This is a genomic window from Pseudoalteromonas sp. AWH4_217, from assembly GCF_056161105.1.
The window spans coordinates 186,243-209,328 of record NZ_JBSWYM010000013.1 but is presented as its reverse complement, the minus strand read 5'-3'; the positions used below and the strand labels follow the sequence as shown (position 1 = coordinate 209,328).

Here is a 23,086-nt window from a genome sequence, read left to right as displayed (position 1 = left end):
CATTGGCATTTGCTTCGTCCTTGTCCTTGGAGCAGGTTAAAAGCTTAGATGGCGGAGGCATAGCAGACAAGTTTTTGAATGGGTGTCTGCGTTGTTGTTTTCATCCTTACCGCATAGAAAGGCTCGCCTGACACAGCGCGAGATGCAATGGTAATATTTTGTGTCAACTAAACTGATCTGGCTTTTCCGTGCCATTGGCATTTGCTTCATCCTTATCCTTGGAGCAGGTTAAAAGCTTAGATGGCGGAGGCATAGCAGACAAGTTTTTGAATGGGTGTCTGCGTTGTTCCAGGGTGAGAGCTCCATCTTTACCAGTGAGGTTTTTGCCGTCCTGGAGCGCTTTCAATACAGAGTCTAAATCAAATTTTTGTGTAGTCATGGGTCATTTCTCTTTTTGTATCTTAACTTATCGAAATGACACAGAAAATTGAACACTACCACGGCGTTAGGATGGCAATGCAGCTAACGCAGCATTGAACCACGAACATAGACTGAAAACAGGTGCCACGTCGAGTTAAGTAAGGTCTGCTCTGCTCATGAAAATGAGTAACCAACGAATACCAGCAAGAAAACCGACGAAATTACTTGCTTCATCCTATGCATTAACTCTCTCTAATTCGAGTTAAGAAATTATGGCTTAAAGTTAGGCAAGGATCAGTGTGTTTAACTTGACAGTGGGAGTCATACCAACGTCAAGCTAAGCGGCGCGCATTTATACGCGTCCTTGCTTCAGCGCCTTGTTAACCTTTTTATTCACTCTGTTTTAGTTTGACTGCAAGGTCATAGACCTTTGAAGACAGGTCACTACTTGAAGCGTACAGCTTAATTAATTCGTTTCTTTCTTTCGACTGGTGAGGGTTGTAGTAGTCATTGAAACTACCCATACCGCCGTAGACTGCCCTTATAGAGCTCGAAATTTCATATAAGTTTTCTTCGACATAACCATATTCAATTAGATCATCTACATGCTTCAGTTGCTTTTCAAAATGGTTAGTCCAGATACAACTCTCATCTGTCTTTAAATGCAGACATAATTGTTCAATCGCCAACTTCAAATCTGAAAGAACTATATCTTTGGAGTCCACATTCTTCCCCCTGAAGGCTAACGGCTTATTAGCGTGAATGTCGGTTAAACCATTTCCTAAAACCGTACAGATCATAGCTAAATTATTTTATTTATAATAAGAACAATAACCTACCACTATTGTACTAGCTACTCAAGCCAAAACGGCTCTGTTAAAACCGAGCCTCGTTGATAGTGATAGCGAGACTTGGGGGTCTTGTTATGTAAAACTACTAACTTATTGACTCTCTTAAATTAAAAATGATAACTGACTTAAACGAGACCTTCAAGCACGGAGAAAACGAAATTTGACAGACAAATCGGCCATATTTACTTATACCTGTATAGGTGAACAGCGCTTGCGCTCTTGGTATCGGGTTTCTATGGCAGATGTCCAAGGACAGCCACCCCAAGGTACGTGATCTCATTCAACCCCGGGATTTAACAGTAGAGGCACCTGTTCCAGTGCCTGCTTTTCAAGTTTACCGAAGCAGCCACTTAAGAGTGGGGTAGCCAAACGAAAGTGCACCCGTTGCTAAACAAGATTCGAGGCAGATGTGGGTGGTAATAACCACAATTGTAATGTCCTGGCAGACTATAGGCATTACTCATCAGGCTCTCTACTCTACTCAGATTAACCAGCACTATCTGTCATTTACAGAAATGTAAGTCATTGAAAATAAATTGCTTCGATGCTAAGTTGCTGTGTCTTATACTTACGAAAGGCCAATTGTGAGGCAGGCTTTTATGTTTCTTGAACATTCAACTTAGTGTTTTGGGTGAAAGAAGAATGTATCCTTCACCTGGTTTTAATTCAGGAACGCTGTGAGTGTCCAACCGGTTTTCAAAGAGCCATTTCTTGGTGGTGTAAAATGGATTTGGTAAACGAGGTAATTCTATGATAATAAAAAATAAAATGACCACTTTGTGTGTTGCTGCGTCATTACTAAGCGGATGCAGCTACTTTTTTGGTGAGAATATTAAGCTGGAAAATTGTTTTACTCCCTATTCCGTGTCGCAACATCAGTCGACCCTGAATTTATATAAGCATCCTTTTGATGCATCCGAGACTTACTTTGTAGATGCAGGTTATGCATTTCGGATTTCCGTGGATTACACAGTAAATAGCAGGCCTTCATTATTCCCAAACAATCGTGATTTTTTAGAGCAGGACCTGGAATTGACAGGGGACATGATCATAGGGGTGCCCGACTGGGCGCACAAACACTTGGGTGGTAGCCAGATCGGTGTGGACTTGCCTGCCACTTATGAGAGTCAAGTCGGGGTGCTTAGTGTGCTCGCGATGAAAAATGCGGAAATTGACTATCCCAAAGACGTGGCACCGCACTGCAAAAAAGCAATGAAAGAGATATGTGAAGGCAAAAGCTGCAGGTTTGCAAGTTTATATAACTAGTTATGTTTGCACCAGCACAATAGAAACGAAGGCATGCTTCGTTTCGCCTTCTTACTCCTTTTCAATTTAACACCTGTCTCACTTCTGGCACACCTCATAGTTTCACCTGTCTCAAAATCGACACACCTCTTTGTTTGTTCTGAGTGATGAAAATTAAAAGCTATTATAAAACAACACCTTAAATGGTGTTTTATTCTGGCACGTAGCTTGTAATCTCTGTAGCAAACACATTTCGAAGCACAGAGGCAAAATGGACATACAAAGAGATCTTAAACAGCCTGCACGCTGGAAAAAGCTGGGTTATTTGCTGCCGGTGTTGGCGCTGGCGTTGGGTTATTACGGAATACGACAGTTTAGTGGCGATGCGTCGTATTTTGTTGACCGGGAAACTGTGGTGACGGCCAGGGTGGAGCAGGGCGACTTTCAGGTCAATATTCGGGCCACTGGTGTACTAAAGCCTGCCGAGATCCGTTGGGTGGCGGCGCAGGTGTCGGGTCGGGTAGAGCAGGTACTGGTTAAAGCCGGTGCCGAGGTACAGGTGGGGCAGCTGCTGCTTAAATTGTCTAACCCGCAGTTACAGCGGGAGCTTGACCAGGCCCGCTGGGAACTGGCTGCGGCGAAAGCCGAAAACAATGCAAAAATAGTGGCGCTGGAATCGCAACTGGTGGGGCTCGACAATCAGGTGGTATCAGCCGATCTGGGCTATCAGGCTGAAAAGCTAAAACTGGATGCCGAAACGCTGCTGATAGAGCAAGGGAATGCCACTGTGTCGCAGCTTGATTATCAGAAAAGTCAGCTGGCGGTAAAGCGCGAACAGCAAAAGTGGCAGGCAGCAAAGCAAAAGGCGCACAAAATGCGTGCTGAAATTGAAGCAACTAAGGCGGCACAAACTGCTCGGTTTGGTCTGCTGGAGAACAACCTCAGACGGATGCAGGAGCAGGTTGATGCACTGCTGGTGCACGCCGACAAAGCCGGTGTCGTGCAGCAAATTTCGCTGGAGTTGGGCGAGCAAGTCAGTCTGGGCGGCAGTATCGCGCTGATAGCTTCGCAACAGAATTTGTATGCCGAGCTGCAAGTGCCCGAAGTCAGAGTTCAGGACATAGAGGCTGGCCAGTCTGTCATGCTGGATACCCGCAACAATGAAATAGCCGGTACGGTAACACGCATCGATCCGGCCGTGGTGGATGGTATGGTCCAGGTTGATGTTGCTTTGCCGCGTGATTTGCCGGCGGATGCGCGCCCTGAGCTGACTGTCGATGCACAGATCCAGGTGAGTCATCTCAGCAATGCTTTGTACGTCCGGCGTCCAACTTATGCGCCAAAATCCAGCCAGATACAACTCTATAAGCTCGATCAGGCTGGTCGCTTTGCGCATAAAACGGTGGTGGCGTTGGGCAAGGTCTCAGTCAATCAGGTACAGATTGTCTCGGGGCTCAAAGCCGGCGATGAAATCATTATTTCCGACAGCAGTGACTGGCAGGATCATGCCGAAATCAAACTGAATTAGACACGCGATATCACATACTCAAAGTCGTTATCAATAACAACAGGTATTACGCCTTAACCTTGTCAACAGCTGGTGTTTGTTGCACCCTGTTGGCTCTGAAACGGAGTCATCCATGAGCGCACTCATAACATTAGAAAATATAACAAAAAGCTTTTACACCGACGAAATTGAAACCCAGGCACTGCATGGCATTAATCTGAGTATCAACAAGGGTGAGTATATTTCACTGACTGGCCAGTCCGGGTGCGGCAAGTCAACTCTGCTCTCCTTACTGGGTTTACTCGATTCACCCACTCAGGGGCGCTATATGCTGGGCGACCAAGATGTGTCTGCGCTCTCTCGCGATCAGCGCGCAGCCATTCGCAGTATGCAAATTGGCTTTGTCTTTCAGTCATTTAATCTAATCTCAGATCTGACGGTAGAAGAGAACGTGATGCTGCCACTGAGCTACCAATCTGGTATCAGCCGCAAAGTGATGCAGGCAAAAGCACAGGAAGTGTTACAGAAAGTCGAGATGGGTCATCGTACTGCACATTTCCCGTCACAGCTTTCGGGCGGTCAGCAGCAGCGTGTTGCCGTTGCCAGAGCCCTGGTGAATGATCCTGCCATAATTCTCGCTGATGAGCCGACGGGGAACCTGGATTCAAAGAATGCAACGGCGGTACTAACGCTGTTTGACAAGTTACACAGTGAAGGTGCCACCATTTGTATGGTTACGCACGACCCTGCATCGGCGCAGCGTGCCGGTCGTAGCCTTGAAATGTTCGATGGTCGCCTGGTCGGTGACACCCGCAATACACAAGCGCCACGCCCGACAACTCAGGTCGCCGCCGATCTGGAGGCATTATGATGGCCATGATGCTGGATCTAAAATACGCGTTGCGACAGCTTTATAAGTCGCCGAAATTTACCGTTATGACGCTCGGGGTATTATTGGGTGGTTTGTCGATAGCATTGTTCACGTTCTCATTCTTGTATACCACTATCTACAAGCCCCTGCCTTTGCCAGAAGGCGAAAGCGCGCAGCGCCTTGCCGTGTATAATGATGGTGAGTTCGATATGCTCACTGCCAATGAATTTATGGCTGTGAAACAGGGCGTGTCGGTGTTCTCTGAATTGGGGATTTACCGCGATCAGGATGTGCGAATGAGTAAAGGGGAGGCCGGGCGAAACTTTTTCGGTGCTGCTGTTCAGGCTGGTATGTTTGAGTTCAGCCGAACTAAACCACTGGTCGGGCGAACCTTTACTGCCCAGGATAGTCAGCCTGGTGCCCCGGCTGTGGCTGTGATCAGTGAAGAAATGTGGGCAGATGAGTTTAATCGCGATCCTCAGTTGCTTGGCCGGGCAATTGAGCTAAACGGCGTACAAACGGAAATTGTCGGAATCATGCCACAAGGCTACCGTTTTCCGCATATTGCCCGTATCTGGTTACCTTTGCAGGATAGCATCTTTGATGCACAGGCTCCGATTAGTGAGCAATTCAATGTCTATATCCGACTAAAAGAGGACGTAGAGGTTGTGCACGCCGAGCGTGAAATCACTCAGGTGCTACGCTCTTTACAGCTGCAAAATCAGCAAAGCTATGGCATGGAAGCAGTACAAAAGCAGGCGCGTATTCTGACTTTTCAAATGGCTCAGACCGGAGGCGAAGGCGCAACGGTGTTTTTATTTCTGAGCGCGATCTCCTGGGTGGTATTGCTTTTGGCCTGTATTAATGTCGGCAATCTGCTGTTGGCCAGGATACTGGAAAAACAAAAAGAAACCGCTATCCGAAATGCTTTGGGTGCCAGTTCCGGGCGCTTGATCAGCCAGCTGATGTGGGAAGGTATTTTGATCACTGTGCTGGGCACTTTCTTAAGCGTTTGTCTGGTCGGTGCCTTACTGGATTATGTCAACGTGGGGCTGCGCTCCTGGTTACCCGGCGCCGGACTATTCTGGTGGCGTTATGGCCTGGATGGTGCAACCCTGATGATGGCACTGGTTTATATGCTCGGCACTTTGTTTATGGCTGTTTTTTTGCCGGCCTGGCGCAGCACCCGGCAAGACATTAATGCCACACTCAGAGACGGAACTCGGGGTGCGCAAAGCCGAAAAGCAGGCCGTTTATCGCGAATTTTAGTAACCACACAAGTGTTTCTGGTGGCACTGCTAATGCTGGTCGGCTCTGTATCGGCGTTGATCGCCAACAAGTTTGTTAATATTGATTTGGGTGATGACTATCAGAATGTGATGAGTACCCGCTATAGTACGCCAGAGCGCACCTACCCAAGCGCACAGCAACGTCTGAATCTGACCTATGCTTTAATGGACGAAGTGCAAAGTCACAGTGCGGTCACTCATGTATCGGTTGTGCAGTGGTTGGGACCAAAAAAGGTGCACTTTGCGGATCAGGAATTTGACCAAGAGCAAACAGGCATAGAGATAGATACGATCTCGATGATTGGTGATTTCCAGACCACTGGGGTTCGCTTGCTTGAAGGGCGTCTGTTTAACCGAGCCGATACGGTGGACAAACGTAAAGTCGTGATCATCAGTGACTCAATGGCCCAAAGATACTGGCCAGGAGAATCGGCACTGGAGCAACATTTTGTGATGGAGATCGAAGGGAACCGTGAACAGGTGTACGTTGTCGGTGTGGTGTCGAACCTGATGAATCCGAAATCTCTGTTCGGCAGGCTGGATTCAGCCGATGAAATATATCTCAGTGGTAGCCAGTTTGTGCAAACGCTTCAAAAGCTTTCCTATCGTATCTTGCCTGGCACTGCAAACGCGGAGGAAATTTTCTACCGTGCCATGTATAACACGGCGCCTAACCTGGACGTGACACAAACCGTGATGCCAGCGATTAAAAATCGTGACAAGATGCGTGAGTCGATGAGGTTTATTTCTCACCTGACCTTCGCAACGGGCGCTTTTGCACTGGCACTGGCGGTGATTGGTATCTATGGCCTGACTGCCAATGCAGTGGCACAGCGGACACACGAAATCGGTATTCGCCGGGCCGTGGGGGCTCGTGATCGCACTATTATTGCGCTGTTTATGCGCCAGGGAGCGACGCAATTGGTGATTGGCCTGGGGATGGCGTTGCTTCTGTTTAGCTTGATTGCGATGGGATTTCAAAGTTTCACTGAAGGCTTGTTCCCGGTCAGTGCCTATTTTGTGATGGCTTGTTTAGTGAGCATTGCATTGACTTTGGTGGTGCTGCTGGCAGTTTATATGCCTATCAGCAGGGCGATAAAACTTGAACCGAGTTCAGCGCTGCGTTATGAATAGCGGCTTTAAAATGAAGGAAGTATAAATACGGCATGAGCATAAAACGGCATATTTTGGTGGCCGATGATGATATGAACGTCATTGCGGGCTTATCTTTTTTGTTGCAGGACGAAGGGTACGAGGTGAGCTGTGTCACCACCGCTCAGGCCGCATTAGAGAAAGTCAAAGTGCAGTCGTTTGACTGCGCTTTGCTGGACATGAATTTTGGTAAGGATACGACTTCAGGCCAGGAGGGACTGGCCTTGATCTCTGAGCTCAGAGAGCTGGATAGTCGGCTGCCGATTGTCATGATGACCGGCTGGGCGACCATAGAACTTGCGGTGGATGCGATGCGCAGTGGTGCTCAGGATTTTGTGCAAAAGCCCTGGGACAATGAGCGTTTGCTACATACACTGGAAACACACATCACACTGGCGCAGTCGCAAGGGCTGAATGAGCGCCTCAAACAACAAAACCGGCTGTTGCAGCAGGCGGCTCATCCGCAAGCTCGCAATGAAATCGTGGCGCACTCTCAGGCGATGCAACAGCTTCTGACACAGCTTGAGCAGCTGGCGCAAAGCGACATGAATATCTTGCTCACAGGCGACAACGGTACCGGAAAAAGCATGCTGGCAGCCTATGTGCATCGATGCTCCGCGCGTGCTGAGCAGGCTTTTGTTACGGCAAATATGGGCGCGATTGTTGAAAGCCTGTTTGAAAGTGAGATGTTTGGCCATGTCAAAGGGGCGTTCACCGATGCTAAGGCTGCGCGGGCAGGGCGTTTCGAAATGGCCCGTCATGGCACTTTATTTCTCGATGAGATAGCCAATATACCGCTGTCACAGCAGGCCAAACTACTGAGTGTGCTGGAGGAGCGTAAGTTTGAGGCCGTTGGCAGCAGCCAGTCTCAGGTTGCTGATGTGCGCCTGATCTCAGCCACCAATGGCGATTTACCTGCGCATATTCAGGCGGGGACGTTTCGTCAGGATCTGTACTACCGGCTCAATACCGTTGAACTCAGAGTGCCATCTCTCAGAGAAAGAGCGGAAGATATCGCACCGCTGAGCGACTACTTTTTGGCGCAGTTTGCGGCTAAATACAATAAACCTGAGCCAACACTGAGTGAGGAAGCGGCTGTCGCACTGCACAATTATGACTGGCCCGGCAATATTCGGGAGCTGCGTCATGTGCTGGAAAGAGCCTTGTTTGTCTGCAATTCTGCCTTGATCATGCCCGAAGATCTGGCAATTGTTGCGACAGGTGAAGAGCAGGTGCAAAATATTGATAACCCAAACCTGACGCTGGACGAAATCGAACAAGCTGTGCTGCGTCAGCGACTGCGCCATCATAAAGGTAATGCCAGTGAAACGGCCCGTTCACTTGGGCTGAGTCGCAGTGGATATTACCGTCGACTGGCAAAATTTGGGATGGCAGAGTAATGGTGCCTGAAGAACCCAGGTTTGGACTGACCCGCCTGCAACGCCTGATCATTGCGGTGTGTCTGCCGTGTTATCTGCTGATGATTACGGGTTTGCATATGGCGGGCTGGAATAGTTACTTAGTGGTGTTTATTGCCACTGTATTTGGCTTGCTGTTTTGCTATCTGGTCGTGGCGAGTAAAGTCTTACTGGCGCATCAACTCAGAACCCTGACAAATCTGATAGAGGCGATGACCGTTGGCGACTATTCGTTACGAGGTCGGGTTAGTGGTGACAGGGCAATGTCTGAGTTGCTGAGCCAGGTGAATCTGCTGGCAGAGAGCCTGAGTCATCATAAAGCGATGGCGGTGGAGTCCCGCCTGCTCTTGGATAAATTTATCGATCAAATGGATGCCATGGTGTTGGTGCTGGATGAGCACGAGCGCGTGATTATGGCCAACCAGCCTGCTCAGGCGGTACTCTTAACGCATAAGCCCAGTGCAGAGCATCCGCTGAAACTCACCAGTAGTACACTGGGCCAGCAGCTGATGGCCTGTGAGGGCAAAATAGTGACACTGGATGATGGCCGGCTCAGTGGAGAATATCTGGTGCTGCGAGAGCGATTTATCAGCGATGGCAAAACCCATCAGTTCTTAATCATCAGTAATGCCGAGCGCTTGCTGATGGAAAAAGAACGCACTGCCTGGCAGGGGTTACTGCGGGTGTTGAGTCACGAGGTAAACAACTCGCTGACCCCGATCAGTACTATCGCCCAGCAGCTCAACAAACGCCTGGCTCAGCAAGATAATTTGCCGTCTGCACAAAGCCTGCGTCAGGGGGTGGGGATCATCAGCGAGCGGGCAGGCTCACTCAGCACTTTCCTCGAAGGCTACACTCGCCTGACGCACTTACCCCAGCCCAATAAGACCCCACTTAAGTTGGGTTTTGTCACCCAGACACTGGAAGCGCTTTATCCTGAGATCCATTGGCGGTTTGCGGTCGATGAGTCTGCTACTGTGATGGCCGATAAACAACAGTTCGAACAAATCTTACTTAACCTGACCAAGAATGCGCTGGAAGCGGTACCGTCGGATCAGCATCCCGAAATCACCTTTTCCTCCTCCACTCAAATGAGTCAGCTGGTCCTGACTATGGTCGACAACGGGACTGGGATCTCAAATCCGGAAAATGTGTTTGTGCCGTTTTACACAACGAAAGCACAAGGCAGTGGTATAGGGCTGGCTCTGTGTCGGCAGATCATGTTTTCTCACGGAGGCAGTATTAAACTGGATAATAACCCGGATGGTCCGGGCGCCCGGGTCAGGTTGTTTTTTCCTTATTACAGCTAGCTTATATCTAACCGTTGTTTTTGCTAAACGCAGTACGCAGCGTGCTCCCGACACATGAACCTCTATGTCAGGAGCCACGCCTATATTACGTAAAACGTGTTATGAACGTTTTTGCTTTTCTACTTTCCAGGCCCTGAGTCCTTCAAAACTGAAACCCAGATAGAAACTGACTTCCGTGTTGACATCATCCGTTGTGAATTCGCTCTTAGGTACGAAAAATGCTTCGAACCCATTAATGCGGATAGTTCCTTTAACATGGCTTTCAACGGAAAGAATCATACCTGTGACTCGTCTGAGTTTTTTTGTATGCTCAAAAAAGCCGTCCCATTTGCCAAGCTCATTTGAGTTTACAAGCGGAAGTACTCTTTTGTTGTCTGACGACTCCCATTCAAATGACTTTTTACTTGTCGTTGATATGGAGAGGTTTCTATTACACTTTTCAATGTAATCTTTTGCCTTCTGTTGGCTGGGTCCTACCCCCTGTTGATAGAAAAAGTAGTGCAGAATATAGAGGTAGTATGATGCCTGCAGAGAACTTTTAAGTTGCTCCCAGGCCTCAATTTTATCTATGGCTTCCGGATATGAAAAGTTAGGCAGCATGCGATATGCTCTAAACCAATACTTAATATCCCGGTCATCCCCATTGTTACCAGCAATATTGTTTTCCATTAATTCTACCACTTTGCTGAGTTTCTGAGTTGTCAGGCCTGATTCTTCATGGATCTTGAAGTACGTACTGGCCAGCAGTCTGCGTGTGTTTGAATGGTCGATATCCGCATGTGAAGCAATCAGGCTTGATAGCCCCTCAATCAGACTTGCTTTGTCATCATAATATTTGGGAACTCTTGAAATTCTTTCCTCCGCATGGTGTGACATTTCACCTTCGGCCTGGAGTTGTTTTAGCTCTGAAATTGCCCACTCCAGCTCTTCCAATGCTTCTCGGCACCACTTGGCAGCCTGGTTATTTTGTTTAAAGAAGTCGCAATATTTATATTCGCCATGCGCGGTATCAGCAGGTTTACTCTGTCTGTATATTGCATCCACTGTTCTTTCAATTAATTTGGTATAAGAAACCAGTGCGTGCTCAGATTTCCAGGTAAATTCATACGCTTTTTTAAAGAAGCTTTTAGATTGTTCATAATTCTTCTCAATCCGCTCAATGACTTCGATAGCCCGAATACGATGCCCTTGTTGCGATTCCGGGTTTCTCGAAATGTCGTCAAGAGTGGCAATAACTAAGTTGCTGTATACCATGGCCAGGCCGTGATAGTGCACTTCACTTTCTGCATCCAGCTCTATGGCTCGCTCAAAATAGCGGATAGCTTCACTGCTATCTCGGCTGTTATCATAGTTTATATGCCTGCCAAAATGGCTGTGGTAGTGAGGCTCATCGGAGAACTTTTCACATAAATGCTTAAGCACGTTGTGTTGCTTGTTAGGGCTTTTTATCTCTTGTAAAAGCTCCGAAAACTTGGCTTTGTTGCCACTGTCCTGGTTACCTCCGGACTGACGGAATATGAATAACCCCTGGAGGATCTGGCCCGTTTTGTCTTCGTTACAAAGCTTATTAGTGCTGAGACTGTCTATCAAGGCAATACATGCGTCGCGCAGTCTCTCCGGGTAGGCTATGGGTTCATGCTTGCCCAGCAATTTAAAGAGCAGTTGTTGCGCAATTATGGGGTGAATAATGCTGACAGAGTTATTTTTTTCCTTAAAGAGTGGTTCAGCGCTTGAGCCAAATACATTTTTGATCCGAAATGCGCTGCTTGCTTCTTTACCCTGCATCACATTAAGAAAGCTCTTAGGCAGGCTTTCTTGTGTGTAACGAGAGATCAAAGCTACCCATAACAGTAATCGCTTCTTGTCATCCGGGAGGTCTTTTGTTGAATTTTCAATAAAGCTTTCTATGTTTCCATACTCATCTTCGAACGCATAAAAGCCGTAGAAGAAAGGCTGTCGATAAGCTGCCATATTTTCGTCATTGGTGAGATTTTCCAATGATACATGTCTTGATGGGTCTGAAATTGCAGTGTAATAATTACAAAATAACCTGGCATCTTTCAGCTCTAAAGGACAGGGCACCGCAAGTGCGGCTTTGTGTTTCTTCGTGGGAGTAATGGATCCGCGTTCCGACTCCAGCAATAAGTGAATCACGCCGCGAACTTTCAACTCATTAACCAGCTTTTCCTTTTCGGTTGAATTTAGTACTGAGCCATCGACAACAACAAGCACTGGCAGATTGGTTAAATTATATATTTTCTCAATATATTCATGGATGTTGACACTGTTTTTAATTACTTCTACAGCTGGCCAGTCATCTTTCAGGCGCCAGGCTGCTTTTCTGATTGCTGTGCTGCCGCCCGACCCTGGTGGGTGGTAGATGGTAAATTTCTCGTAACTGTTTTTCTTGAGAGCCCCACTAGCCTGTTTGATGATTTTGCTATCCTGAGGCATTTCAATTGCCAGGTCCTGTTCTAATTCGGCCCAGGAAATTTTATGTCCTTTACGAAATTGCCCAATACCAGTTTTGTCTTGGACCAGGCCCGAGTGTAATATGGTCAAGCATTTCGAACTGAGTGCATAAAGCTCTTTTGGTACTTCGACTTTAGAAAACTCATTGTTGTGAGAACTTAGGCTTGGGATAAGCACCTTGTCACTTTGAGAGGGTAAGGTGTAGTACTGCGAAATACTTTTAACAAAATCCTGAGGGGGACACTGGATACACTGAAATTCGTCTAACTCAAGATTGCTGCCAAGTTCCTCGTAGGCTTGCTGTTCGTCGTCGTCGTCGCAAAGAACAACCACTTTGAGCTTATCCCCCAAATATTCATCGAGTGCTTCGATGATCTTATCCGTCTTGTTTGACTCCGTTTTATCAGCAATGACTACCAGGTTTACCGGCAATACTGAAGTATGTTTGGCGAGCTCTTCACTCAAAACTCGCAGTTTATTGGGGACCGTCCGGCGCCAGGCTTTAAACCCGTTATACATAGAGCTAACGTCCAACTCATGGCCATTGATACTCAGCCAGACCAGGATGTCAGTTTCAAGTGTATTATCAATTTGTTCCGGAAAGTACCGCTTCCAGGGTTTATTGTTTTTTATGTACTGCTCAGATTTACCAAGTAAACCATTACGTTCAGTGTCAAAATCTAATACCAGATTCCAAGGCAGTGCGGTAAGCAACTCCGCATGTTCGGCGCTCAGGTTATTGAGCTTTGATCCGGCGATCAGCAGGTATTTGGCTTTATGGCGGTGAAAGTAATCACATTCTTTCCACAGGGGCTCTATAACCTCATTGTTCTCAATGGGCGTTGCAAATACAGGTTGGGCAATTACTTGCGGTTCATCAATCGCTACTTTCTTGGTTTTGTACAGGTGATTCAGGTTGGTTGCGGCATAAAGGAACGCGAACACCTTCATTTTATTGGATTGCTCGTCGTCATCTGCCAGGCGGACCTTATTGGCAAAATTGAGGCCCGCGGCCACTCTGGCCAGTAAGATTTGTGTATACACATCCTCGAACCTGGCGCTGTAGTGTTTGGTGACCCAACCTCTGATACTTTTACGGTAGCGCTGAATTTGCCGAACCCTGTTATATATCTCACCATCTATATCAATGGTATCTGAGATTTTTTTCTCTTCGATATCAGTCAGCAGATCAATAACATTGGTCCACTCTTGTATGGATAATTCAGTATGATTATTGAGCAGCAAAGAAAATTCAAGATAGGCATGGTCAAAGAATAACGGGACACCTTCTTTAAATTGCTCAAAATCAATTAAGAAAGCACTTTGCTTACCTCTGTCCTGTCCTCCATATAAGCAGTTATGACCGTGTAAGTCACCATGCATATATCCTTCAAGTGGCCTTAATTTGATATCACCTAGCGGCAACCCCGGGGTCTTTGCATGGAAAAAGGGGTTGGTAAAAGATTTGCCCGCAAAGTAAAAAGACGCTTCCTGAGCCGAGATATCCAGCAAGTCATCAAGGAGTTTTGGGAGTGTGCTTTGCTCTCCAAGGCGGTAGTCGAGCCAGTTTGACAGCACTGTTTGTGCGGAGCATTCTGCAGCGATACTTCCTGTGTGCCATTTTTCTAGCAGTAGTTCAGAGATATGGCACATAATCTGAGTTTGAATATCATGCGTCAGGCTGGCCAGTTCTTCAGTGAGTGACAGCCCGTTACCTGCAATCGTCATAATGAAAGCCGACTGATTGTCACCGTCAACTTTTTTGATCAACTTTGGAATATGTTGCTCAGCAAATTCAGGGAGTGTTTTTGCTGCAAGTTGATGGGCCGCGAATTCATCTTTTGAATATTGAGGGTGGTTGGTGCTGTATTTTATAACTGCGAAACCGGAGTAGGATGGGTTATCGATTATTATGTCGCACAGGTAAACCGAATCACCGGATTTACCTGAAAGCTTCTTCTTAAGGTGAAATTCTTTTGCTGCGCATTGCTCTTGGATCAATGCATGCAGCGCTTTATAGTTATCTTCAATTTCCATCTGCTTTACCATTCAATTTATTGTTGCAGTTGCTTGCTTACTGCTTATAACCGGATGCCCCCAGAGGGATAACACATCCACTCCTTTCGCTTTTGGCGCATTTATATATAGAAATGTAACACTAATTTAATGAAAAGTGGTCAGTTTTGTGTTGAGCAACAGTGAATTCATGTCATAGCTTGAGGTTGACTTAATACAGATCAAAGAAGAGCCGGGATTTCTATCACTTTACTCCCTGCTGAGCCGGGGGAGCTAAGCTTTACTGATCTTAGCTTTACTTTCATAGGGTAAAGGGCACCTCGTTATCCAATTAATGAGCCGCAAAACCTGCGAGGTCCTCCTTAAGCTATCAGACCTGATCTACAGACGCGGAGCATTGACAGAAAAATGAGTCACTTCGTTTTTTTGTTTACGAATGTAAAGTTTTTGTTTATATTTATCGGTTCCCAATAAAGGAAAAACAAGGTATACACATGTTAAAGGTTAAAAATACACTTTCAATGACAGCGCTGTCTGTTTCGCTGGGGCTGGGCCTGAGTGCCGCAGCTATCGCTCAGCCGGCCGGTGTTGGTGAACACTCACTTGATAGCATAAGCGCTGAATATTATGAGCCTGAAATTGTCGGTGGTAATCCAGCTAACACCGCAGACTGGCCATTCTACACCCAGATCCTTAATTCTAACGGGACCACCGCGTTTTGTGGCGGCAGTTATGTGGGTGATGGTTACGTATTGACGGCTGCACATTGTGTTAACAATAAATCTGCGCGCTTTTTGAATGTTAAGGTCGCGGGGTTTTTACTTGGTGGCAATGATGGTGACCGCATTGCTGTGGCTGATAAGTACGTACATCCCCAGTATAACAGCAGCACCCTGAACTATGATATTGCGTTACTTAAACTGGTACGCACACCTACTCAGGGCAGCTCGGTTGCATTAGCTCAGGGGAATGTTGAGCAATATGTACGGGTTGGTGATTTAATCTCAGTAGCGGGCCTTGGTCGCCTGAGCGAGGGGGGGAGCCGTCCTACCAATCTGTATGAAGTAGACGTACCACTTGTTTCTGATCAGGTATGTCGTCAGTCCGGCGGTGCCTATCAGAATGTTGGCAGTGTGGCGTTCTGTGCAGGTTACCCTCAGGGTCAGAAAGATTCGTGTAGCGGTGACAGTGGTGGCCCTATTGTTGCGAATTCCGGTGGTCAGGTCGTTCAGCTGGGGATTGTCAGCTGGGGTGTTGGCTGTGCCCGCCCGGAAAAATATGGCGTGTACTCAGATGTGGCGGCGCTGCGTAGCTGGATCGACAGTGTGAAAGGCGGTGCTGAGCCGGTGTCTGTGTCGTTCAAGGCAAACGATACCCTCACAGGGTTTAAAGTCGGCGAAACCAAAGCGCATACCTTCACTATCACCAATTCAGGCAATACGCCTTTTAGCTTTAAGTCAGTCAACCTGACAAGCAACGGCGTGACATCTGGTCTGGTTAATCCGGTCAATACGTGTAGCGCGAGCACCTTGACGGCAAACCAGAGTTGTCAGGTTGGTGTTGAATTTGGTGCAAGCCGCAACGGAACTGCGGGTGTGGTGCTGAACTTCACACTGGAAGAAAGTCAGGTGAACTACAGTGCTAACGCCACTGCGACAGTTACATCAGGTGGTGACACGGGGTGTCCGGGCAACTGGGATGCAAGCAAAGTGTATGATAAGCCAGATCAGGTGACGTATCAGGGCTTTAAGTATGAAGCACGCTGGTGGACGCGTGGTGATGTGCCAAGTGAGTCGGGTACCTGGGGCGTCTGGAAGCAAATTGGCGTTGATTCCGGTTGTACACGCTAACCCGTAATAATAAAAGCAGCTTAGGCTGCTTTTATTGATTTTAAATATGGGCTGTTAACCAGCCAACACCTATTTCCTAAAGCAGGTACATCACTGTCATTACAGGGGGCTCAGCTGCCAGCTTTTGACAGGCTTTTTCCCTCTGTTGGTAGTTCGTACATTCATCCAGAGTGTTGCCTTAAAGCAAGCCTAGCGCTCGCCACCGTGTGTCATTTTGAGCAAAGTTCGATCACGTTTTACAAAGTGATGGTAAAGCGCTGCAGCGGCATGGCCTAAGATCAGCATCCAAATCAACCAGGCACCCAGAATTTCCTTGTGAATAAAATCTATGGGTTGCTCAAATTCGGCAAATGACAGTCCCATGCCGTGCTCGATGAGCACAGTAAATACCGCGGTACTTTCAAACTTAGGAATGTCGAACAGAAAGAAAAACTCGGTGTCCACGCCTGTGCCGATATACCCCGTGAGTGGCGCAATGATCATCACGGCATATAAGGCGTAATGGCCAAAGTGAGCTGCCAGGTGCTCTATAGGGGTTCCCGGCTCGGCTGCTGGTGTGGTATTAAACCATCGCCAGATAACTCTGAGTGTGACGATCACCGCTATCGAAATACCAAAAGACAAGTGCAGTTGCAGTGCGGTCCAGTTTTGTGCTGTTTGGGCGTCGGTAAACCATTGACGATAATAGACGCTCACATAGGCCGCCAGAAATAACAGCGCTGTGCCCCAGTGCAGCCATTTGGCTATTGTGCCATAGTCACGCGCGGTATTTTTCATGCCCATGATAATGTTACTCCAAAGTGATTTTTGTACTGCCGAAAATGGTAACAGTTTAACGTTAGGGTGGATGCCTCAAAGATCCGGATAAAGCATTCTGTTTTTGAGAACACTCTTTTAGTTATTTGAAATATTTATGGTTTCTATAGAGATGGTAAGAGGGAATGGTATTGGCCGCTCCGGCTGGTTACGATTTCCCCTGCTATACTGCAAGCGGACACCAGCAGCAATTACCTGGAGGGCGCTTGCGTACTTTAACCTTAGTTTCTTTGTCGGGGTGGCCCGATATCATCGACCGTATCGGTCAGTCCACTGCGCAGAAAGTGTGGCATGCTCTGGTTGCTTTACTGTCGCAAAACGAATCAACAGGGCTGAAGCAAGATATTTTTGAACTGGGCGAGTTGTGGTTCGAATCCGCGCAGTTTGATACACCGGCGCAGGCTGAGCGTGCGTGCAGTCAGTGCGTTGCACAGCACCTATTGAAAGAATTGGATAATCAGCTTGTCCATGAGGCGGAGATTCAGATTAGTTCAGCTGTTGTGACGGAGCAACCACAGGAAGAGCAGGTTATTCGTGCAGAGGCAGCCTGCGCACTAAACGAGCTCTACCCGGATAGCAAAGAAGCGCTGCTGAGGGTTTTTGCCAACAAAAACCTGCTCCCGTATTGGCAGTCAATTCAGTTAGTGCAAAGCGAGGGCATATTTGGCTATGAAGCCCTGATCCGGGGCCCGAAAGAGTCACAATTACATCGCGCGGATAAACTATTTGGTGCCGCGATGGCACAGGGGCGGCAATTTGATATGGAAAAGCTGGCGCTTATGACGCATTTTTCTGCGCATCAGCAGCATTGTGATTGTGCACCCGAGGAGGGTCACTCGAAAAGGCTCACTGTTAATCTATCTCCGGGATTACTATTTGATGCAGAGGTATCGGATACACTTTGTTGCTATCCATATGCTCACCTGATCTGCATCGAATTAACAGAACATCTGCCCGTCGAGGACTGGGCTCCCATCAAACAGAAAATGGCTGAACTGCGGCAGCTGGGTTACACCTTTTGGTTAGATGATGTTGGCTGTGGTTTTTTCGAGCTGGCCCTGATCAATGCCGTGAAGCCCGACGTTGCAAAGCTCTGTATTACCATTATCAGTCGGCTCGATTATGGTGCTGAGATTATTGAGGAGATCAAACAGGTTGTTGATACGGTACACTTGTATGGCGGTAAGGTACTGGCCGAAGGCATTGAAACCCAACAGCAACTGGATATTGCTCGTGAGCTGGGGGTGGATTATGCGCAAGGCTACTTTTTTGACAGACCAAAGGAGTTTGGCACTTAGTGTTTGAATTTTGCAAATCTGAACACAAAAAGTATACTCTTTTGCTCCGTGGCTCGGTAATGAGTACAGCGATTACTAGAAGATTGGAGTTCGAGTATGCAGTGTCCCAGAACTTTACACCCACTGAAAAAGGTTAAAGTGGGTGGTATTGAGGTGTTTATATCTGAACACAGTGGCGGCGTCTTTTTTGACAACCAGGTATTGGCTAATTTCACCAATCCAGCTGACTTGCGTGCAGAGGTGCTGGCTAAGCACTTACGCCAGTTTTCAGCTCCACTCGCTGATGAAAGTAACCGAGTCAACTGCCCTAAATGTCCTGATATCGTAATGATGCGCCGTTATTTCAGTCCATTACGTGTCGTTGAAATTGACGAATGTCCGGGCTGTGGCGGTATCTGGCTTGATACTGGTGAGCTGGACAAGTTACACGAGAATCACCTGAGTGCAAAAGAGCGCGAGATGTTAAGGATCAAAATGCTGGAGGAGCACCAGACTTTTCATATTGATAGTCCCAGTCACTATAAATTGTCCGGGCAAGATGGCCGCAGCAACCTGGAAAAAGCGTTTGCAATCGCCGCGGAAATGATAAGTGATTGAGCTGTAAGCGGAAAATAACGGAGTTGTGAAGTCTGAGTGTCTAAACAACTTATGCTATAAAATGGAACAGTAGCACCGCAGACTGGATGCCGATACAGCACCAAAATACACAGGTAGAAATGGCATACCATGTATGTCGTCGTTGCTTGAATTCAGGCTTGTCAGGATACTTGTAGTGAGGCGGGCCACCAAACATGGGCAAACCCAGTTTATAGTCATTCATCAGGATTAAGCAGGTGAGTCCCACTAACAGGTTTAGCGATGCCAGGCTGAAAAATTGCTCCACAGAGTAGCCAAAGTAATTCAGTGCAGACACGACCACAAGACAGGCCCAGCAACGAGAAAACGAACATTGCGCAAGCAAAAAATGCAAACCCTGCACTGCGGCTGATCTTAAATAAGCGAGCATGTGGATTGAGTTGACTCCGCTGCTGTCTAACTGTTGATATCCAGTAGCATCCCTACTGCAACGCCGATTGCGATACCCAGTGTCACACCATTGGCAATATTTTCCGATGAAACACCAATGGCTGTACCAATTGCTACGCCCGTTACCATGCTGATACCTATTTTACTGGCGGCTTTTTTACGGGTTTCTTTATCTGCCTTCATGATTTCGCTCCTTAAAACTCACGTTAGACTATGGCTAATTTTACACCAATTGATTTCCTATTCCAGCAATTTTATCGAAAGTGCATAGTCAAACCTTAAATTAAGAAGAGTGATATATGGACCGGAATGTGTGTGGCGGGATCTGTCGTTGTGGTATTTAAACGCCACTGTAAATGGGGTTTACAGTGGCTTGAAAGCTGTTATCCGCGATTGTGCGGCTGTGTGTAGTCTATGTCCGGGCCGACAGGGACAACCTGGGTTGGGTTGATCATAGTGTGGCTGAAATAGTAGTGACGCTTAATATGATAAAAATCCACCGTCTCGGCCACGTTCGACCACTGATATAGCTCACGGATATACCCTGCCAGATTCGGATAGTCTTCGATCTGTTTCAGGTTACATTTAAAGTGGCCATGGTACACGCTGTCGAAGCGGATCAGTGTGGTAAACAAGCGCCAGTCTGCTTCGGTGAGTGTATCGCCCACCAGATAACGCTGCTTGCTCAGTCGTTGTTCCAGTTGTTCAAGAGCTTCAAACAAGGCTGTTACGGCTTCTTCGTAGGCTGCCTGTTCTGTCGCAAACCCCGCTTTATATACTCCGTTGTTGATTTTGTGATATACAAACTCGTTGATTTCATCAATGTCCTGACGCAACGCTTCAGGATAGTAATCATCGGTGTTGCCCGTCAGTTCATTGAAGGCCGAATTGAACATGCGAATGATCTCGCTCGACTCATTACTAACAATCCGGTTGGTGTGTTTGTCCCAAAGGACAGGCACTGTCACACGGCCAGAGTAATCTGTTTTATTGCGGGTATACAGCTGGTGCATGTAGCTGTGCTCAAATAGCGTGTCACCACTGCTGAGCGTCTCCTTGTCAAAGGTCCAGCCGTGTTCCAGCATGTCCGGGCTCACTACAGAGACGTCAATATGGGCTTCAAGTTGCTTTAGCTTTCTGAAGATCAGGGTTCGATGTGCCCAGGGACATGCCAGCGACACATATAAATGATAGCGGCCAGACTCGGCTTTGAAGCCGCTGTCTCCGCTCGGTCCTGCGCTGCCATCGGCGGTTACCCAATTGCGCAACTGGGCATCTTCGCGTTGAAACTTACCCTGGTTACTTTTAGTATCGTACCAGACATCATGCCATTTACCTTCAATCAATCGTCCCATTGTCTTGTCCTCTCAATTTGGTTAATTCTGACTATGCGTTAAATGCTACCGAATTTACCGGCATGATAGTCACGCACGGCCTGATGTAGCTCTTCCTGTGTATTCATGACAAACGGCCCCATATGGGCAATTTTCTCCCCGATTGGCTGGCCTGCCAGCACCAGCATGCCAGCTCCTTGCTCGCCACTGTGCAGCACTACAGGGTGAGATGGGTCAAGCTCCAGCTGATAAGTGGCGCTCAGGCGTGTATCGGCCAGACTGCCTGTATGAATGTAGAGCAGCACTTTGCCAAAACCCGACATATCAAGCGTGACCTGTTGCTGAGGGGGTAAAACCACATCTGCAATGGCGCCATTACCTGCTAAGTCATTTATCGGTGAACGGGCTGTTTGCCCTTCAACGTGCCACTCTCCAGCCAGTGCCTTGAGCTCAGCGCCAGAGTGGGTGACTATGACGGGGGCCCTGTGCTCTGTCGTATCCTGATAACGGGGAGCGCGCATTTTGTCTTTGGCGGGCATATTGAGCCAGATCTGAAAACCGTGCATGCCCTGCTCGGCATCGCTCAGTGGCATTTCCGAATGGATCACGCCGCGTCCGGTACTCATCCACTGTACATCTCCGGCGCGAATGGCTTTCTTGTTGCCCATCTGATCCTGATGTTCAAAGCCGCCCTTACGAATGTAGGTAAAGGTTTCAATACCGCGATGTGGATGTGGTGGGAAGCCAGCCATATAGTCACTGCTGTTGTCTGATTTCAGTTCATCGATCATCAAAAAGGGATCCAAACTTTTACCATCAAAGCCCGCAATCCGGGTGATGTTTACGCCTGCACCATCCTGCGTAGCCTGCGCTTTGTTGATACGAATAATTTGCATAAAAACCTCGTTGCCTGCGCCATCAGTTAAAGTTAGTCCAATGCGCTGTGTTTGCCTGATAAAGTCACTTTAGCAACGACATCATGAGAATGAAATTTGCAAATATTGAAGGTTTTGTTCTATTAAATAGAATTTGTATCGTTCATGGACCGCTCAGTTTACCGATTGGATACTGGCAGCGTATAATAATAAGGTACGCTGAATCGCGACTAACAGCGACAGGCATAATAAGGAAAGCACAATGAATAAAATCGGATTACTTGCCGCTATGGTAAGTGTTGTTTTACACACCCCATTATCTGCGCAGGCGTCGGAACCAAGCTGGCACTGTAATGAACGAGCACTGGTGTTTAACAATAAAGCTGAGGACAACTTACATGCCTACCTGAGTTTTCTGGCACGCAATCCCAGTATGCTTCCTCGCGGACTCAATGACCAAGATCAGCAAAAATGGCATGCCGCTATCGAGCAATATCGTGTACTGACAAGCCAACCCAGATATCACCCTTTGTTCAGTGATTCGGAACTAAGTGAGCTGACTCAGCACCTTTTGGAGCCCGATAATGTTATCACCGATTTACCAGTCAACGACCTGACACGCGGCTATTTCGCGGTGATGAGTAGCTATCGGGATGAGATATGGCCACAACATCAGGCACAGAACAAGGCCTGGACTGAGCACAGCATCGCACTCCTCAATGAGTATGGCGACAGTGTTTGCTCGCGATTGATTGATATCTTAGGAACAGACGTGATTGTGGTGGAGCAACATCAGGTTTCTACGGTTGCCCGGCCTTTTACGCACGCTGGCGCATTTACCTCAGGCAGGAACTTTTTTACGTTTATCAATACATTTCAGGATGGTTATAAAGACTGGTTTGCGCTTGAAATGGTGTTTCATGAGGTGGCGCATACCAGCTTCCCCGATTCTCCTTTATATCAGGCGTTGAAACGCCAGGCTGAACAGCAGGGCAAGCTAGAAGCCTTTAAATCATTGTGGCACCCTATGTTGTTTTATATTGTTGGTGAGGTAACCCGGCAATCACTCGCCGCACAGGGCCATGCCTTTGTACCTTATGTCTCCTGGAAAGGATTATATAAAAATCGCCAGGACGAGTTAGCTAAGCTAACGCGGTATTTACAGCCCTACATCGATGGCCAGGTGTCGCAGGAGCTGGCCATTAACAACCTGATAGCTGCTCTGTAAAAGGCAAAATAATCGTCAGCTGCCTTGACCGATACCAAAATGTGGCATTTAATTTAGGCGGCTCGGCAGGCTGAGTAGCCTGGATTGTTGCAACGGATTGTTTCCGTTACACTACGGGCTGAAAGTAGGCAGACAAAGCCCATGTTTTTAGTTTTTAGTGAGCGTCTT

The 23,086-nt window shown here is 47.5% G+C and carries 18 protein-coding genes and 1 pseudogene; 10 read left to right on the top strand and 9 right to left on the bottom strand.

Annotated elements, in window-relative coordinates; genetic code table 11:
- Positions 1-90: 90 nt before the first annotated feature.
- The 3 genes and pseudogenes from ACXAH1_RS16945 to ACXAH1_RS16935 form a co-directional block, all read right to left on the bottom strand.
- Positions 91-201: pseudogene (locus ACXAH1_RS16945) on the bottom strand (transposase); the annotation flags it as partial.
- Positions 164-379 carry a hypothetical protein gene (locus ACXAH1_RS16940; RefSeq protein ID WP_475198290.1) on the bottom strand — a complete coding sequence of 72 codons (216 nt, stop codon included), beginning with the start codon at positions 377-379 and terminating at the stop codon, positions 164-166. The gene ACXAH1_RS16940 and the pseudogene ACXAH1_RS16945, both read right to left, overlap by 38 nt.
- Before the next feature lie 370 nt (positions 380-749).
- Complete coding sequence (locus ACXAH1_RS16935) at positions 750-1,085, bottom strand: DUF6966 domain-containing protein (protein ID WP_475198284.1); 336 nt, start codon at positions 1,083-1,085, stop codon at positions 750-752.
- A gap of 876 nt (positions 1,086-1,961) precedes the next feature.
- On the opposite strand from ACXAH1_RS16935, the gene ACXAH1_RS16930 reads away from it, so the two are divergent.
- The 6 genes from ACXAH1_RS16930 (at position 1,962) to ACXAH1_RS16905 (ending at position 10,003) form a co-directional block, all read left to right on the top strand.
- Positions 1,962-2,477: a hypothetical protein gene (locus ACXAH1_RS16930; RefSeq protein ID WP_475198283.1), complete on the top strand. Its 516-nt coding sequence runs from the start codon at positions 1,962-1,964 to the stop codon at positions 2,475-2,477.
- A 250-nt stretch (positions 2,478-2,727) separates the two neighbouring features.
- On the top strand, positions 2,728-3,984 hold the full coding sequence (locus tag ACXAH1_RS16925; RefSeq protein ID WP_475198281.1) for an efflux RND transporter periplasmic adaptor subunit: 1,257 nt from the start codon (positions 2,728-2,730) through the stop codon (positions 3,982-3,984).
- A 112-nt stretch (positions 3,985-4,096) separates the two neighbouring features.
- Positions 4,097-4,834, top strand: a complete 738-nt coding sequence (locus ACXAH1_RS16920; RefSeq protein ID WP_475198280.1) for an ABC transporter ATP-binding protein — start codon at positions 4,097-4,099, stop codon at positions 4,832-4,834.
- A complete protein-coding gene (locus tag ACXAH1_RS16915; protein ID WP_475198279.1) occupies positions 4,831-7,257 on the top strand; it encodes an ABC transporter permease in 2,427 nt (808 codons plus the stop codon). The genes ACXAH1_RS16920 and ACXAH1_RS16915 overlap by 4 nt, the downstream gene beginning before the upstream one ends.
- A gap of 32 nt (positions 7,258-7,289) precedes the next feature.
- Positions 7,290-8,675: a sigma-54-dependent transcriptional regulator gene (locus tag ACXAH1_RS16910; protein ID WP_475198277.1), complete on the top strand. Its 1,386-nt coding sequence runs from the start codon at positions 7,290-7,292 to the stop codon at positions 8,673-8,675.
- Complete coding sequence (locus ACXAH1_RS16905) at positions 8,675-10,003, top strand: sensor histidine kinase (protein ID WP_475198276.1); 1,329 nt, start codon at positions 8,675-8,677, stop codon at positions 10,001-10,003. The genes ACXAH1_RS16910 and ACXAH1_RS16905 overlap by 1 nt, the downstream gene beginning before the upstream one ends.
- 99 nt (positions 10,004-10,102) lie before the next feature.
- On the opposite strand, the gene ACXAH1_RS16900 is transcribed toward ACXAH1_RS16905, so the two are convergent.
- Positions 10,103-14,512: a P-loop NTPase gene (locus ACXAH1_RS16900; RefSeq protein ID WP_475198275.1), complete on the bottom strand. Its 4,410-nt coding sequence runs from the start codon at positions 14,510-14,512 to the stop codon at positions 10,103-10,105.
- Between the two features lie 473 nt (positions 14,513-14,985).
- On the opposite strand from ACXAH1_RS16900, the gene ACXAH1_RS16895 reads away from it, so the two are divergent.
- A complete protein-coding gene (locus ACXAH1_RS16895) occupies positions 14,986-16,341 on the top strand; it encodes a trypsin-like serine protease (protein ID WP_475198273.1) in 1,356 nt (451 codons plus the stop codon).
- 189 nt (positions 16,342-16,530) lie between these two features.
- On the opposite strand, the gene ACXAH1_RS16890 is transcribed toward ACXAH1_RS16895, so the two are convergent.
- Positions 16,531-17,124: a cytochrome b gene (locus tag ACXAH1_RS16890; protein ID WP_475198272.1), complete on the bottom strand. Its 594-nt coding sequence runs from the start codon at positions 17,122-17,124 to the stop codon at positions 16,531-16,533.
- A gap of 158 nt (positions 17,125-17,282) precedes the next feature.
- Here ACXAH1_RS16890 and ACXAH1_RS16885 point away from each other — a divergent pair, with 158 nt between their 5' ends.
- On the top strand, positions 17,283-18,455 hold the full coding sequence (locus tag ACXAH1_RS16885; RefSeq protein WP_475198270.1) for an EAL domain-containing protein: 1,173 nt from the start codon (positions 17,283-17,285) through the stop codon (positions 18,453-18,455).
- Positions 18,456-18,551: 96 nt separating this feature from the next.
- The gene (locus ACXAH1_RS16880; RefSeq protein ID WP_138550930.1) at positions 18,552-19,052 is read left to right on the top strand and encodes a TFIIB-type zinc ribbon-containing protein; all 501 of its coding nucleotides are present in this window, start codon (positions 18,552-18,554) and stop codon (positions 19,050-19,052) included.
- A 49-nt stretch (positions 19,053-19,101) separates the two neighbouring features.
- On the opposite strand, the gene ACXAH1_RS16875 is transcribed toward ACXAH1_RS16880, so the two are convergent.
- From ACXAH1_RS16875 to ACXAH1_RS16860, 4 genes are all read right to left on the bottom strand, one after another.
- Positions 19,102-19,434, bottom strand: a complete 333-nt coding sequence (locus tag ACXAH1_RS16875; RefSeq protein WP_475198269.1) for a hypothetical protein — start codon at positions 19,432-19,434, stop codon at positions 19,102-19,104.
- A 53-nt stretch (positions 19,435-19,487) separates the two neighbouring features.
- Positions 19,488-19,664: a glycine zipper domain-containing protein gene (locus tag ACXAH1_RS16870; RefSeq protein WP_475198267.1), complete on the bottom strand. Its 177-nt coding sequence runs from the start codon at positions 19,662-19,664 to the stop codon at positions 19,488-19,490.
- A 200-nt stretch (positions 19,665-19,864) separates the two neighbouring features.
- Entirely contained in the window at positions 19,865-20,836 is a 972-nt protein-coding gene (locus ACXAH1_RS16865) for a glutathione S-transferase family protein (protein ID WP_475198266.1), read from the bottom strand.
- Between the two features lie 38 nt (positions 20,837-20,874).
- Positions 20,875-21,711 (bottom strand): pirin family protein, encoded by an 837-nt coding sequence (locus ACXAH1_RS16860; protein ID WP_475198264.1) that lies wholly within the window; start codon positions 21,709-21,711, stop codon positions 20,875-20,877.
- Between the two features lie 241 nt (positions 21,712-21,952).
- Between ACXAH1_RS16860 and ACXAH1_RS16855 the strand changes: the two genes are divergently transcribed.
- A complete protein-coding gene (locus ACXAH1_RS16855) occupies positions 21,953-22,918 on the top strand; it encodes a hypothetical protein (protein ID WP_475198263.1) in 966 nt (321 codons plus the stop codon).
- Positions 22,919-23,086 lie beyond the last annotated feature (168 nt).

Bases quoted from the DNA above. Each gene is read 5' to 3' on its own strand.
- ACXAH1_RS16940 (WP_475198290.1), bottom strand. From the start codon at position 379: ATGACTACACAAAAATTTGATTTAGACTCTGTATTGAAAGCGCTCCAG.
- ACXAH1_RS16930 (WP_475198283.1), top strand. From the start codon at position 1,962: ATGATAATAAAAAATAAAATGACCACTTTGTGTGTTGCTGCGTCATTA.
- ACXAH1_RS16925 (WP_475198281.1), top strand. From the start codon at position 2,728: ATGGACATACAAAGAGATCTTAAACAGCCTGCACGCTGGAAAAAGCTG.
- ACXAH1_RS16920 (WP_475198280.1), top strand. From the start codon at position 4,097: ATGAGCGCACTCATAACATTAGAAAATATAACAAAAAGCTTTTACACC.
- ACXAH1_RS16915 (WP_475198279.1), top strand. From the start codon at position 4,831: ATGATGGCCATGATGCTGGATCTAAAATACGCGTTGCGACAGCTTTAT.
- ACXAH1_RS16910 (WP_475198277.1), top strand. From the start codon at position 7,290: ATGAGCATAAAACGGCATATTTTGGTGGCCGATGATGATATGAACGTC.
- ACXAH1_RS16905 (WP_475198276.1), top strand. From the start codon at position 8,675: ATGGTGCCTGAAGAACCCAGGTTTGGACTGACCCGCCTGCAACGCCTG.
- ACXAH1_RS16900 (WP_475198275.1), bottom strand. From the start codon at position 14,512: ATGGAAATTGAAGATAACTATAAAGCGCTGCATGCATTGATCCAAGAG.
- ACXAH1_RS16895 (WP_475198273.1), top strand. From the start codon at position 14,986: ATGTTAAAGGTTAAAAATACACTTTCAATGACAGCGCTGTCTGTTTCG.
- ACXAH1_RS16890 (WP_475198272.1), bottom strand. From the start codon at position 17,124: ATGGGCATGAAAAATACCGCGCGTGACTATGGCACAATAGCCAAATGG.
- ACXAH1_RS16885 (WP_475198270.1), top strand. From the start codon at position 17,283: ATGGTATTGGCCGCTCCGGCTGGTTACGATTTCCCCTGCTATACTGCA.
- ACXAH1_RS16880 (WP_138550930.1), top strand. From the start codon at position 18,552: ATGCAGTGTCCCAGAACTTTACACCCACTGAAAAAGGTTAAAGTGGGT.
- ACXAH1_RS16870 (WP_475198267.1), bottom strand. From the start codon at position 19,664: ATGAAGGCAGATAAAGAAACCCGTAAAAAAGCCGCCAGTAAAATAGGT.
- ACXAH1_RS16865 (WP_475198266.1), bottom strand. From the start codon at position 20,836: ATGGGACGATTGATTGAAGGTAAATGGCATGATGTCTGGTACGATACT.
- ACXAH1_RS16860 (WP_475198264.1), bottom strand. From the start codon at position 21,711: ATGCAAATTATTCGTATCAACAAAGCGCAGGCTACGCAGGATGGTGCA.
- ACXAH1_RS16855 (WP_475198263.1), top strand. From the start codon at position 21,953: ATGAATAAAATCGGATTACTTGCCGCTATGGTAAGTGTTGTTTTACAC.